The organism is Bradyrhizobium sp. Ec3.3 (assembly GCF_000472925.1).
Taxonomy (GTDB): domain Bacteria; phylum Pseudomonadota; class Alphaproteobacteria; order Rhizobiales; family Xanthobacteraceae; genus Bradyrhizobium.
Window position 1 is genome coordinate 94,197 of the sequence record NZ_KI421479.1, and the last position, 12,613, is coordinate 106,809.

12 protein-coding genes are annotated in these 12,613 nt (G+C 63.3%); 5 read left to right on the top strand and 7 right to left on the bottom strand.

The window, feature by feature from the left end; all coding sequences use genetic code 11:
• Positions 1-9: 9 nt before the first annotated feature.
• Complete coding sequence (locus YUU_RS0147765) at positions 10-1,056, top strand: peptidase M29 (RefSeq protein WP_027528448.1); 1,047 nt, start codon at positions 10-12, stop codon at positions 1,054-1,056.
• On the opposite strand, the gene YUU_RS0147770 is transcribed toward YUU_RS0147765, so the two are convergent.
• From YUU_RS0147770 to YUU_RS0147790, 5 genes are read right to left on the bottom strand one after another with little or no spacing between them, the layout of a single operon-like run.
• On the bottom strand, positions 1,053-2,045 hold the full coding sequence (locus YUU_RS0147770; RefSeq protein WP_027528449.1) for a 3-hydroxybutyryl-CoA dehydrogenase: 993 nt from the start codon (positions 2,043-2,045) through the stop codon (positions 1,053-1,055). The two genes, YUU_RS0147765 and YUU_RS0147770, sit on opposite strands and share 4 nt — an antisense overlap.
• Entirely contained in the window at positions 2,042-3,136 is a 1,095-nt protein-coding gene (locus YUU_RS0147775) for an NAD/NADP-dependent octopine/nopaline dehydrogenase family protein (RefSeq protein WP_027528450.1), read from the bottom strand. Before YUU_RS0147775 ends, YUU_RS0147770 begins: the two co-directional genes overlap by 4 nt.
• Positions 3,133-4,668, bottom strand: coding sequence for a class I adenylate-forming enzyme family protein (locus YUU_RS0147780; RefSeq protein WP_027528451.1), 1,536 nt, complete (start codon positions 4,666-4,668; stop codon positions 3,133-3,135). The genes YUU_RS0147775 and YUU_RS0147780 overlap by 4 nt, the downstream gene beginning before the upstream one ends.
• 2 nt (positions 4,669-4,670) lie before the next feature.
• The gene (locus tag YUU_RS0147785; protein ID WP_027528452.1) at positions 4,671-5,957 is read right to left on the bottom strand and encodes an acyl-CoA dehydrogenase family protein; all 1,287 of its coding nucleotides are present in this window, start codon (positions 5,955-5,957) and stop codon (positions 4,671-4,673) included.
• Positions 5,954-6,784 (bottom strand): alpha/beta fold hydrolase, encoded by an 831-nt coding sequence (locus YUU_RS0147790; protein WP_027528453.1) that lies wholly within the window; start codon positions 6,782-6,784, stop codon positions 5,954-5,956. Before YUU_RS0147790 ends, YUU_RS0147785 begins: the two co-directional genes overlap by 4 nt.
• Before the next feature lie 189 nt (positions 6,785-6,973).
• On the opposite strand from YUU_RS0147790, the gene YUU_RS0147795 reads away from it, so the two are divergent.
• From YUU_RS0147795 to YUU_RS0147805, 3 genes are all read left to right on the top strand, one after another.
• A complete protein-coding gene (locus tag YUU_RS0147795; RefSeq protein WP_027528454.1) occupies positions 6,974-7,735 on the top strand; it encodes an SDR family NAD(P)-dependent oxidoreductase in 762 nt (253 codons plus the stop codon).
• 38 nt (positions 7,736-7,773) lie between these two features.
• On the top strand, positions 7,774-8,610 hold the full coding sequence (locus YUU_RS0147800) for an enoyl-CoA hydratase family protein (protein WP_027528455.1): 837 nt from the start codon (positions 7,774-7,776) through the stop codon (positions 8,608-8,610).
• A gap of 172 nt (positions 8,611-8,782) precedes the next feature.
• On the top strand, positions 8,783-10,033 hold the full coding sequence (locus tag YUU_RS0147805) for a flavin-dependent oxidoreductase (RefSeq protein WP_027528456.1): 1,251 nt from the start codon (positions 8,783-8,785) through the stop codon (positions 10,031-10,033).
• 11 nt (positions 10,034-10,044) lie between these two features.
• On the opposite strand, the gene YUU_RS0147810 is transcribed toward YUU_RS0147805, so the two are convergent.
• Together YUU_RS0147810 and YUU_RS0147815 are read right to left on the bottom strand one after the other, a co-directional pair.
• Positions 10,045-10,497 (bottom strand): cupin domain-containing protein, encoded by a 453-nt coding sequence (locus YUU_RS0147810; protein ID WP_027528457.1) that lies wholly within the window; start codon positions 10,495-10,497, stop codon positions 10,045-10,047.
• Between the two features lie 37 nt (positions 10,498-10,534).
• The gene (locus tag YUU_RS0147815) at positions 10,535-11,710 is read right to left on the bottom strand and encodes an ABC transporter substrate-binding protein (protein ID WP_027528458.1); all 1,176 of its coding nucleotides are present in this window, start codon (positions 11,708-11,710) and stop codon (positions 10,535-10,537) included.
• A 301-nt stretch (positions 11,711-12,011) separates the two neighbouring features.
• Here YUU_RS0147815 and YUU_RS0147820 point away from each other — a divergent pair, with 301 nt between their 5' ends.
• Entirely contained in the window at positions 12,012-12,503 is a 492-nt protein-coding gene (locus YUU_RS0147820; protein WP_027528459.1) for a MarR family winged helix-turn-helix transcriptional regulator, read from the top strand.
• The last annotated feature ends 110 nt before the right edge of the window (positions 12,504-12,613 follow it).

A 12,613-nucleotide genomic window follows, 5' to 3' on the forward strand; every position in this document is an offset into this window, starting at 1 on the left:
GAGTGAATCATGCTGGCAGATCGGATCGAGGCGAAATGGATCGACGCGTTCTGCGAGATTTTTGAGCGGTGCGCTGTCAGGGCCGGCGATACGGCAGCCATCCTTTCGGAAACCCAGTCGCGTGCGCTCAACGTGCAACTGGCGGAGCTCGCTCTGTTGCGTCTGGGCGCGCGACCGTTCCACGTCGTTATGCCCACGCCCAGAAACCGCCATATCGTGCCGGTCCGATCCACCGGGGCGAGCGAGGCGATCCAGGGGATGGCGCCCGTCATCAGCGCGCTCCAGCAGGCTGGTTTCGTGGTCGATTGCACGATCGAAGGCTTGATGCATGCCGTGGAGACGCCGGAAATCCTCAAGGCCGGTGCCCGCATTCTGGTGATTTCCAATGAGCACCCTGAAGCGCTCGAGCGCATGGTGCCGGATCCAGCGCTCGAGAAGCGGGTTCGCGCAGCGGCGAAGATGCTGCGCGGAACGAAGCGGATGCGCGTCACGTCGAAGGCAGGCACCGCGCTCGATGTCGACATGGTCGGGGCTTCGACGGTCGGGGTCTGGGGGTGGACCGACAAGCCGGGCACGCTCGCGCACTGGCCGGGCGGCATCGTCGTCAGCTTTCCGAAGAGCGGGACCATCAACGGGACTCTGGTCATGGCGCCGGGTGACATCAATCTCACCTTCAAGCGTTACCTGACATCGCCGGTGAAGATGACGCTGAAAGACGACTATGTCGTCGAACTCGAGGGCGAGGGCACTGATGCTGCGATGATGCGCGCCTATCTCGCTGCGTGGGGTGACCGGGAGGCCTATGCGGTGTCGCATGTGGGCTTCGGCATGAACCCGGGCGCGCGCTATGAGGCCTTGTCGATGTACGATCAGCGCGACACCAACGGCACCGAACTGCGCGCGGTCTCCGGCAACTTCCTGTTCTCGACCGGCGCGAACGAATTTGCCGGCCGCTACACTGCGGGACATTTCGACTTGCCGATGATGGGAACCACGATCGAGCTCGACGGCGTTGCGGTCGTGCGTGACGGCGTGCTGCAGGACGTGTTCGGCTAGTCGCGGTCGAGCACTGGCGGCCGTGCAAGGCCAAAGTGCCGGAGCAGGTCGACCATCGCCTTCAGCCGCGTCTCGCGATAGGCGTCGACATCGAGGCCTGAATAGTCGAGGAAGCCCGCGCCGGTACGAAGTCCGATCCGGCCTTCCTGCATGTTGCGGGAAATGACCTCGGGCGCCCGATAGCGGTCACTGCCAAGCGCGCCTTCGAGGTAGCGGCTGGCGTAGTAGAGAATATCGCCGCCGCCCCAATCGATGAATTCCAGGAGCCCCAGGACGGCATAGCGGAAGCCGAACCCGTAGCGGATGGCCTTGTCGATCTCCTCGGCGCTTGCAACGCCTTCCTCGACCATGCGCGCGGCCTCGTTCATGGCCAGCGCCTGGATGCGCGGCACGATGAAGCCGGGCGTTGCGGCGCAGACCACCGGCACCTTGCCGATGCCTTCGAGCGTCACCTTGACTTGATCGACAACGGCCGGATCGGTGGCAGCACCCGGCGAGACTTCGACGAGCGGGATGAGATAGGCCGGATTGAGCCAGTGCACGTTGAGGAAGCGGCCCGGATGTTCGATCACACCGGAGAGATCGTCGACGAGGATCGTCGATGTCGTGGAAGCAATGATGGTGTCACGCGGGACCTGCCTTGATGCGGCGGCGAGCACCTCGCGCTTGAGCGCGACGACTTCGGGGACCCCTTCGAAGACGAGGCCGGCGCTGGACAGGGCAGCTTCGCTTTCACTGGCCGGGACCACCAAGACTCGTCCGACGAGCATGTCGGCTTGCGCCTCGGTAAGTAGTCCCAGGCGCGCCAGACTCGCGAATGTCTTATGGACCTCGTTCAACGCGTCCGCCTCAAGCCTTGCGAACTCCTCCGCAGAACGGGCCTTGACATCGATCATGGTGACAGCATGCCCGGCATAAGCGAAGGCGACCGCAATCCCGCGACCCATGCGACCGGCGCCGAGACAGGCGATGTTGGTGCGGGCGGTCATCGGTCAAAGCCCTCACGCAGCAATGTCTGCAATTCGGCTTGGCTGAGTTGGCCGAGGCCCAGGCTTGCGAGGGTACGACCGCCTTGTGCAAAATCCTCGCCGCAGATGGCGCCTCCGATGGAGAGGAAGGCTTTCGCGAGCGGCGTAGCAACGCCGGCCAACTCAGCGACCGAGACGAGGAACGATAGCCCGAGCCGGAGATCTTCCCGCATGTAGCGGTGGTCCCTGAGCACGATCCGCTCGCGCCAATCGCCGGAGTCGGTGAGGCGATCGTGCGAGCCGCGGCCGTACATCCAGATCTCGCCCTCCTTTGCATAATGGTGGGCGAGCGGGAAGTGCGGGGCCCCGTAGCCGAGCTTTTCGCGCACCGCGATGCGCTCGGCATCGAGCGCATCCGTCACCCGGCGGATCGCGGCTTGCGTGCCTTCCTTGTGAATGTCCCAACGTTCAAAATGCTCGATCGGGCCGGCGTTCATGACGATCAGCGGCGGATGAATGATCGGTCCGGCGTTCATCAAGGCGCCGGAGAGAGCGTCTCCACAGGGTTCAATCGCACCTGGAAACGCACGGCCGATCACATCGAGCGCGTGCGGCGCCTGGCTGAGCGGGAACACGCCGACCGGCAATCGCTTGGCGCGGATCGTGATCGCGACCTCGAACGGCCCATGCTTGCGCGTCAGCCAGGGTAGCGTGCCGGTTTCGGCGAAGCTCACCTTGGCGCGATTGCCGCAATCGCGCAAAGCCTGAGCGAAGATCATCGAGCCGAAGGTTGCCGGTGGCAGAAACACGACCTGTCCGTCCCGTAGGTGCGGACCAAGCAGGCGAGCGATATCCGGCTGGGCAAAGGCCGGGGCCGGACACAGGATCAACTCGGTGTTGCTGATCGCCTCGGCAATGTCGGTGGTGACAAGCTCAAGCTTGACCTCGTGCCGGCCGCCGTGGTCTTTGACGAGAATGCGCGAGCCGGCCGCGCGGAGGGCCGCCGCTTGTTCTCCATCGCGCCGCCAGAGCCGAACCTCGTGCCTGGACAGAGCAAAATCGCCGGCGGCCGCGAACGAGCCATTGCCGCCGCCCAGCACGGCAATCTTCAAGAGACTTCTCCTTGCGCGCGCGACTGCGCGTCGAGCTTCTTCAGCAGGAAATGCTGCACCTTGCCCAGCGCCGTGCGAGGCAGGTCGGCGACAAAGACGATCTCACGCGGGACCTTGTAGCGTGCGAGCTGCGCCTGCAAATGCGCTTTTAACTGGTCCGCGTCGGGCCGACGGCCTGAGCGCGGGATCACATAGGCGATCGGCACTTCGTCCCAGCGCGGATCGGGCCTGCCGATCACGGCGCACTCGCTAACGTCAGGATGCTCCAGCAGGACGCGTTCGACCTCGGCCGGATAGACGTTTTCGCCACCGGAAATGATCATGTTCTTCTTGCGATCCCGGACCCAGAAATATCCGTCGTCATCGCACAGGCCAATGTCACCGGTGCGATACCAGCCGTCATGCAGCGCGTCGCGGGTGGCGTCCTGGTCGCCCCAATATTCGAAGAAGACGTTGGGACCGCGCACTGCGATCTCGCCAGGCGTTCCAGGCGGCACCTCGGCGCCGTCAGCGCCGATCACCTTTGCTTCACAGCAGAGGCCGGGCAGGCCGGTCGAGCCCGCGCGCGATAAATCGCCGCCGAGCCGGGTGTAGACGGCGATGGGGCAGGTCTCGGTCGAGCCATAGACCTGCAAGACCGGAACACCGCGCGCGACGAAGCGTTCGATCAGGTGCGGCGGCACGATGGTCGATCCCGTGGCGACGGCCTTCAATGACGAAAGATCGGCCGCACCCCAGCCGGGATGATCGCTCACCGCCTGGAGGATCGTCGGTACCAATACGGTCAGCGTTGGGCGGTCGCGCTCGAAGCTGGCAAGCGCTGCCTCCGGCGTGAAACGCGAATGAATCGTAACGGTCGCACCCAACTGCAGCGCCGGCGTGGTCTGGATATTGAGTCCGCCGACATGAAAGAACGGCAGCACCGTCAGGACGTGGTCGTCCGACGTCAGATTGTGCATGTGCTGACTCATGACGCCGTTCCAGAACAGCGCTTCCTGACGCAGCACCGCGCCCTTTGGCCGGCCAGTCGTGCCCGACGTGTAGACGATGAGGAGCGGGCAAGCGAGATCGGCATGTGGATTGCGCCCATCATGGTTGTCGCATTCCAGCAGTGAATCGAACGTGCTTCCGTCCGGCGGCGCGAAGTCGAGACCAACAAGGTTAATGCCCGGCAGGCTTCGATCCAGCTCAGGAATTACGCCGGAAAAAGCCTCTTCGAGCGCCAGCACCTTGGCGCCGGCATCCGTGAGAATGAAAAGCTGCTCGGCAACCGCGAGCCGCCAGTTCAGCGGGACCAGTATCGCGCCGACGCGTGCGCACGCGTAGAGCAGGACGAGGTAGTCGGGACGATTCAAGCTCAGGATCGCGACGCGATCGCCGCGGCCGACGCCGAACTCAGCCTTCAACGCGCTGGCGGTCCGCTCGATGCGCACGGAAAAGGCCGCATAGCTCAAGCTCTCGCCTTCGAAATGGATCGCAGGCTTGTCCGGCGCGAACGCTGCGTTGCGATCGATCAGATGACAGAGGTCCACAATCAGTCGTCCGATTCGCCGGGCTCGTACAGCGCCTCGCGCCCGATGCGATCGAGGCAGAGCTCGGCCGTCCAGGGCAGCATCAGCGAGCCGCAACGGCTGTCGCGATAGATACGCTCCAGCGGCAACGATTTGAGCATGGCCTGACCGCCGCAAGTGCGGATCGCCAGCGCTGCGAGCTCGTTGGCACCCTCCATGACCGAATATTGTGCGGCGTAGGCCCGCAACACCTGCTCCTTGCTCGGATTGGCGCAAGCCTCGGTGACCGCCTGAAACCAGATCGCCTTGATCTGCTCGAGCTTGATCTGCATTTGCGCGACCGCGATCTGCTTGGTCGGATACATCCTGCGCTTGACCGGCGGCATGCCGGGAACCTCGCCGCGCAGATAGCGCACGGTGAAATCATAGGCCGCCTGCGCAATACCCATATAGGTCGGCGACAACGTAAGGAACATGTGCGGCCAGCGCATTGCCGCCTGGAAATAGACGCCGCGCGGCATCAGCGCGGCATCTTCCGGCACGAACACGTCCTTGAACAGGAGCGTGCGCGAGACCGTCCCTCGCATCCCGAGCGGATCCCAATCCCCGACCACAGACACGCCTTCCGCCTTGGCGGGAATGGCGAGGTAGAGCGTGTTGCGGCGTGAGGCCTTTTCGCCTTCCTCGACTTCGGTGCAGAGCACGCCGTAGTAGTCGGCATGGCCCGAGAGTGAAGCAAAGATCTTCTTGCCGTTAATGATCCAACCGCCGCCAACGGGCTTCGCCTCGGTGCCGAAAGCAACGCCGCCTGCGGCCGCCGCGCCGCCTTCCGAGAAAGGCTGCGAATAGATCGCACCATCCTCGACGATGCGCTTGTAGTGGACTGCGCGACGACGCTCGTGCTCCGCACGCATTGCGTCATCCATGTCGAGGTCGTCCGCCAACGGCCCCGACCACAGGGTCGAACAGACATGCATGTTCCAGGTCAGCGCAGTCGCACCGCAATAGCGGCCGATCTCAGCCGCAGCCAGCGCATAGGTCTGGTAGCCGGCCCCCAGTCCACCATGTTTCTTCGGGACGGCGATGCCGAGCAGGCCGACGCGGTGCAGATCGCGGTAGTTCTCGGTCGGGAACACCGCGTCGCGATCGTAGGCCGCGGCGCGGCCGGCGAACACGCTCTGGCCGATCTCCCGCGCCCGGGCGATGATGGCCGTCTGCTCGGCGTTCAGGCGGAATGCAACGGGATCGAAGATCGGCGCGTCGAGCGCGACCTTGTTGGCTGTGCTGTTCTTGCTGACTTGCATGGTCATTGTCCGGTCACCTGTGTTTTGGCCACGCTTGATATCAGAAAATCATCGATTGCCGCGTTGAAGGCATCAGGACGTTCGAGATTGGCAAGATGGCCGATGCCCGCGAGCTCCACGTAGCGAGCTGAACGGACGTAGCCCGCCATTTTCGCCATCATCGGCGCAGGCGCATTGTTGTCCCTGGATCCGGACAGGAGCAGCGTCGGAACGGCGATGTCCTTGAGTGCGCTCCGCCGGTCGAACCCGATCAGGGCGAGCATCATCGCGCGATAGCTCGCCTCCGGCACGCTGGCCATGCAGTCACGCGCGACATCCATGCCCTTCGCGTCCGGATCCTCGCCAACCAGCTCCTTGACGAGCGAGGGCGCGAGCGAACTCATGGTCTCGCCGCGATCGAGGGGCCCGAGCCGCGCCGCAATGAACGATTTCTGCCAGTCACCGTCGGCCTTGCCGAAGGCTGGGCTGGTCTGCGCCAATACCACCGCGCGTGCGGCTTGAGGATGTTGCGTCAGCCATTGCTGCACGATCATCCCGCCGATCGAATGGCCAACCAGGACGGGTCCGTTGGCTTCGATCTGTTGCAGGAACTCCTGCAAGGCCTCCGCCAATGCGGGAATGCTCACGTCAGGGAGCGGTTTCGACCCGCCATAACCAGGCATGTCCCATGCAATTGCGCGAAAACGCCTGCCAAATGTCGCGAGCTGGTGGCGCCAGGCGCGCGCTGCGCCGCCAATGCCATGCAGAAAGACCAAAGGCACCGCATCCGGATCGCCTACGGCCTCATAGGCGAAGCGTCCATCCCTGGTTATCGTCGGCGTCGGTTGCTGCACGCGGCTCCCCTTGCTCGGCCCGCCGATGCTAACAGGCCTGTCGGGGATGGGAAGAGATAACTTTATACTTAAAGCAATTTCCGGACCGGCACCTCACGAGGGCTGAAATGGGGCCTTCCATTGCAATAATTTGAAGCTTAAAATATATTCGCAACGCTCGATCCACCGGTGCCTTCAGGGAGGCTGCGCATGTCCGGACTGCCGCGTTCTTCGCATGCGCTCGTGACGGGCGGTGGCCGCGGCATCGGTCGCGCTACCGCAGCAGCTTTGACGGAAGCCGGCGCCACGGTCACCGTGATCGGCCGAAACACAGTGACGCTGGAAGAAGCCGTCAAGGCAGGCGCCGCGCATTATGCTGTTGTCGCCGATGTTTCGGATGAGGCGGCGCTGAGGGCTGCGATCGCGAAGACGGCCGAGCGACAGCCCATCGACATCTTGATCGCGAACGCCGGGAGCGCCGAATCCGCGCCGTTCGCAAAATCCGACGCCGCGCTCTTTGCCCGGATGATGGATGTCAATTTCATGGGCGTGGTGCACGCCGTCCAGGCCGTGTTGCCCGCGATGAAGGACCGCCCCTATGGCCGCGTCGTCGCGATCGCATCGACAGCGGGCTTGAAAGGCTACGCTTACGTCAGCGCTTATGCGGCCGCCAAACACGCCGTGGTCGGGCTCGTGCGTTCGCTGGCGCTGGAAATGGCAAACAGCAATATCACCGTGAACGCCGTCTGCCCGGGCTTTACGGATACGGACCTCGTTGCCGATAGCATCGAGAACATCATGAAGAAGACAGGGCGGAGCCGCGAGCAGGCGATCGCCGATCTCGCGCGGCACAACCCGCAGGGTCGGCTCGTCACGCCACAGGAGGTGGCGGACGCCGTGCTCTGGCTTTGCGGTGAAGGTGCCGGCGCAATCACGGGGCAGGCGATCGCAGTGGCCGGTGGCGAAATATAGACCGCAGGGTAGCGCGACGAGAACGACAGAGAGTCCTCATGAGCAGACCAGCCAATCCTGTTACCGTGCCGCTGGCGGATTATTCCCCTCAGCATTTCCTGCTTGCAGTGGTTGACCATGTGGCTACGGTCACATTGAACCGCCCAGAACGAAAAAATCCCCTCACGTTCGAGAGCTATCGCGAACTCACCGACTTCTTCTGCGCCTGCGCGTTCGACGACGCGGTGAAGACCATCGTCGTCACGGGCGCCGGCGGCAATTTTTCCTCGGGCGGCGACGTGTTCGAGATCATCGGCCCCCTCGTCAAGATGGACACCAAGGGGCTCACCGCCTTTACGCGGATGACCGGCGACCTCGTCAAGGCGATGCGGGCCTGCCCACAGCCCATCGTTGCCGCGGTTGAAGGGATCTGTGCCGGCGCCGGCGCGATCGTCGCCATGGCATCGGACATGCGGCTGGCGGCAAGTGGTGCGAAGGTCGCGTTTCTGTTCAACAAGGTCGGGCTCGCCGGGTGCGATATGGGGGCCTGCGCCATCCTGCCGCGGATCATCGGTCAGTCGCGCGCCTCTGAGTTGCTCTACACGGGTCGCTTCATGACGGCGGAGGAGGGCGAGCGTTGGGGTTTCTTCAGCCGTATCGTCACAACCGACCAGGTTTTGCCGCAGGCGCAACTGCTGGCGAAACAAATCGCGGAAGGCCCGAGCTTCGCCAACACCATGACCAAGCGGATGCTGGCGATGGAATGGGCGATGTCGGTGGAAGAGGCGATCGAGGCGGAAGCCGTGGCGCAGGCGCTCTGCATGACGACGGCCGATTTCGAGCGCGCTTTCGAAGCCTTCGCCAACAAGGTCAAGCCGGTCTTCAGGGGGGATTAGCCGCTCCGCAGCAGAATATGCGAAGGCAGGAATTTCGAGGAGTTGTTAATTAAGGCTAAGCCCAAGAGCCGGGCGACGCGGAGGGTGAGGGCGATAAAGCCGCTTGCGGCGGAGTGACCGCCCATGCGACGTTAACCCCGTTGCCTGGCGTGTATCGAGTGGAGTTTGGGCGATGAAGGCGATAATCGTCGGTGGCGGTATCGGAGGTCTCACCACGGCGTTGATGCTGCGCGCGCGCGGCATTGCTTGCGAGATTTTTGAACAAGCCGATACCATTCGCGAGCTCGGCGTCGGCATCAACACCCTGCCGCATGCCATGCGCGAGCTTGCCGGGCTCGGTCTCTTGCCGAAGCTCGACGAGGTCGCGATCCGCACCGACCAGCTCTATTATCTCAATCGTCACGGTCAGGAAGTCTGGCGCGAAGCGCGCGGCATCGACGCGGGTCATGACGTGCCGCAATTCTCGATTCATCGCGGTCGTCTGCAGGGCGTCATCCACCGCGCGGTCGAGGAGCGGCTCGGGCCCGCGATCATTCACACCGGTTGTCGCCTGGGCGCCTTCACCCAGGACGAAGGCGGCGTCACCGCCTATTTCTTTGATCGCTCCGGCGGACACGTCCACACGGTGCGTGGTGACATCCTGATCGGTGCTGACGGCATCCATTCCCGTGTACGTGAGACGCTGTTTCCGAACGAGGGGCCGCCCTGCTGGAACGGCCTGATGCTGTGGCGCGGCGCGCGCGATTGGCCGGTGTTCCTCACCGGCAAGTCGATGATCGTCGCCGGTGGCCTCAACGCCAAGGTCGTGGTCTATCCGATCGCTGAGGGCTCGAGCCCCGCGAGCCGCCTCACGAACTGGGCGGTGCTGGTGAAGATCGGCGAGGGTAACGCGCCGCCGCCGCGCAAGGAGGACTGGTCGCGGCCGGGCCGGCGTGAAGAATTGATGCCGCACGTCGCGCGCTTCTCGGTGCCCTATATCGACGTCAAAAGCTTGATCTCGGCAACGCCCGAGCTCTACGAATATCCCACCTGTGACCGTGATCCCTTGCCCTATTGGTCGTCGGGGCGGGTTACGCTGCTGGGCGATGCTGCGCATCCGATGTATCCGGTCGGCTCGAACGGCGCGTCTCAGGCCATTCTCGATGCGCGCTGCCTTGCAGATCTGCTCGCGCGTTCCGAGCACCCGCGCCAGGCGCTGGTCGAGTATGAGAAGAAGCGTCTGCCGATGACGGCTGAGATTGTCCGCTCCAATCGTCGTGGCGGCCCCGAAGGGGTGATCGACGCGGTCGAGCAGCTCGCGCCCGATGGTTTCGACAATGTCGAGAACGTGCTGAGCTACTCGCAGCGTGAGGCGATCGTGCGCGGCTATGCGACGAAGGCCGGCTTCGCCGCGGTGCCGGGCTTGGCCGCCGTCAGGGCGTGACGCGGCGCCGTCTAGGATGGCGGCGGGGGCAGGAAGTGGATATTGAACTCCGCGGCCATCGCGACGACGTCCTCCGGCTTCTGCTCCTTCATGTTGTGAAGGCCCCAGAACAGGTCATAGAGCTTGCGGCTCGGTGAGACCCAGAACAGCACCTTCGCCGTCTGATCCGACTTGTTGAAGATGCCGTGCGGCACGCCCATGCCGAGGCGGATCAAATCGCCGGGCGTTGCCTGCGCTTCGGTATTGCCAAGCACGAAATCGAGCTTTCCCTCCAACATATAGAGATACTCGTCCTGGTCCGGATGGATGTGCGGCGGCACGAAGGTGCCGGGCGGCAGCGTCGCGTGCCAGGAGAAGCTGTGCTCGGCATAGCTCTTAGGCACATAGGTCTGGCCGAGAATGTTCCAGGAAATGCCCTGGATACCCTCATTGGCCCTCGTGATACCGGTGATCTCGCTCTTCACTTGAATTCCTCCCTTCACTCGACGCTCAACGCGGCATTCAGTTCGCCGGCTTGCAGTCTTTTGCGTAACGGTCGCCGTAGTTCTCGAAGACCTTTTGAACGATCTCGGTCTGGAATTTTCCGTCAGGGCGCTTGGCGACCTTGGTCAGATAGAAATCCTGGATCGGATAGCCGTTGGTGTTGAACTTGAAGGAACCGCGCAGCGAGGTGAAGTCGGCCTTCTTCAGGGCTGCGCCCACGGCGTCCTTGTTGGCGAGGTCGCCTTTCACGCCCCTGACCGCGCTGTCGATCAACATCGCGGCGTCATAGGCCTGGAAGGCATAGGTGCCGGGCACGCTGTTGTAGGCGGCTTCATAGGCTGCGACGAACTTCTTGTTTTGCGGGTTGTCGAGGTTGGGTGCCCAGTTCGCGCCGCCGAACATGCCCACGGCCGCGTCCTGCTGCGCCGGCAAGGTCGATTCGTCGACCGTGAAGGCCGACAGCACCGGGATCGTATCGGCAAGCCCTGCCTGCCGGTACTGCTTGACGAGGTTGACGCCAAGGCCACCCGGCATGAAGGTGAAGAGCGCGTCGGGCTTGAGCGAGGCGATCTTCGAAAGCTCCGGCTGGAAGTCCAGCGTGTTGAGCGGCATATAGGATTCCTCGACGATTTCGCCCTTGTAGTCGAGCTTGAAACCGGCCGCCGAATCCTTGCCCGCCTGATAGTTCGGCACCATCACATACATGCGCTTGTAGCCGCGGTCCTGGGCCACCTTGCCGAGGATCTCGTGCACCTGGTCGTTCTGGTAGGAGGTCACGTAGAAGAAGGGGCTGCAGTCCTTGCCGGCGAAGGTCGACGGGCCTGCATTGGGGCTGATCAGGAATGTCTTGGATTCCGTGACGGGGCGATGGATCGCCTGCAGGATGTTGGAGAAGATCGGCCCGACCACGAAATCGACCTTGTCGCGCTCGAGCAGGCCCTTGACCTTGGTCACCGCCGCATCCGGCTTCAGTTCGTCATCGACCACCACGACCTCGACATCGCGGCCGCCCATCTTGCCGCCGAGATCCTTGACCGCGAGCGCGAAACCGTCGCGAACCTGCTGGCCGAGCGCGGCGGCGGGGCCCGACAAGGTCACGATCACGCCGAGCTTGATCTTCTCCTGCGCAAGTGCCGGATCCAGTGCGGCGCCGGCGAGCAGAGCCAATCCGGCCAACTTCAGTTTCTTCTTCATGATCTCTCCCATGCTCGCGCTCATGCTGCAGCCCTGTCGTTCGATCCAAGCTTATTCTGATGACGGCGTCCGCGGCAAGCAGAGCCGAAGCTTGCTGCATCTTGCGTTGCGCCATCCGCCCGCGCATCAGCCCTGCGCTATATGCAAGCGGCGCGCCAATTGCTTGAAGCCTAAAGAAATTCGGTCCGCACGGGTTGTTCGGCGCGTTTTGGGCTTGCGGTGGGGCGGAAATTACTTGAAGCTCAAAACGACCGTTGGCTCGCTTCCGCCGCCAGTGCTGTGACATAGTGACCGCACCACGATGCTCGATTCCGAGACCAAGGCTGTCGAACTTCCGGAAGACCATGCCGAAGAGCTTCGGCTGTGGCTGCGTCTGCTGACCTGCACGACCCTGATCGAGGGTGAGGTGCGCAGCCGCCTGCGGGAGCGGTTCGACGTCACATTGCCTCGCTTTGATCTGATGGCGCAACTCGACAAGGCGCCGGACGGCATGACCTTGTCCGACGTCTCCAAGCGCATGATGGTCTCCAACGGCAATGTCACGGGGCTCGTCGAACGTCTCGTGGAATCCGGGCACCTCGACCGCCGCACCTCCGACACCGACCGCCGCGTCCAGGTCATCCGGCTGACGAAGCTCGGCCGCGCCGAGTTTCGCAGGATGGCCGCGGAACACGAGACCTGGATTGCCGACGTCTTTGCCGATCTCACGCCAAAGGACGTGCGTGAATTGATGCGCCTCCTGGCCAAGACCAAGGCCTCGGCCCAGAAATCCACCTCGCGCCGCAAAGCGTAGCCTGTTCCGCAGCGATCGCTCCCCCCTGCCGTCAGAAAAAGCACGCGTTGTCCAAAATCTGCTATTGCGCCAAATTATTTTAAGCCTAAAATGATTTCCAGATAGTGCTG

What these genes read in the sequence shown, in the direction of transcription:
- YUU_RS0147765 (WP_027528448.1), top strand. Translation starts at nt 10, where the DNA reads ATGCTGGCAGATCGGATCGAGGCGAAATGGATCGACGCGTTCTGCGAG.
- YUU_RS0147770 (WP_027528449.1), bottom strand. Translation starts at nt 2,045, where the DNA reads ATGACCGCCCGCACCAACATCGCCTGTCTCGGCGCCGGTCGCATGGGT.
- YUU_RS0147785 (WP_027528452.1), bottom strand. Translation starts at nt 5,957, where the DNA reads ATGACCATGCAAGTCAGCAAGAACAGCACAGCCAACAAGGTCGCGCTC.
- YUU_RS0147795 (WP_027528454.1), top strand. Translation starts at nt 6,974, where the DNA reads ATGTCCGGACTGCCGCGTTCTTCGCATGCGCTCGTGACGGGCGGTGGC.
- YUU_RS0147800 (WP_027528455.1), top strand. Translation starts at nt 7,774, where the DNA reads ATGAGCAGACCAGCCAATCCTGTTACCGTGCCGCTGGCGGATTATTCC.
- YUU_RS0147805 (WP_027528456.1), top strand. Translation starts at nt 8,783, where the DNA reads ATGAAGGCGATAATCGTCGGTGGCGGTATCGGAGGTCTCACCACGGCG.
- YUU_RS0147815 (WP_027528458.1), bottom strand. Translation starts at nt 11,710, where the DNA reads ATGAAGAAGAAACTGAAGTTGGCCGGATTGGCTCTGCTCGCCGGCGCC.
- YUU_RS0147820 (WP_027528459.1), top strand. Translation starts at nt 12,012, where the DNA reads ATGCTCGATTCCGAGACCAAGGCTGTCGAACTTCCGGAAGACCATGCC.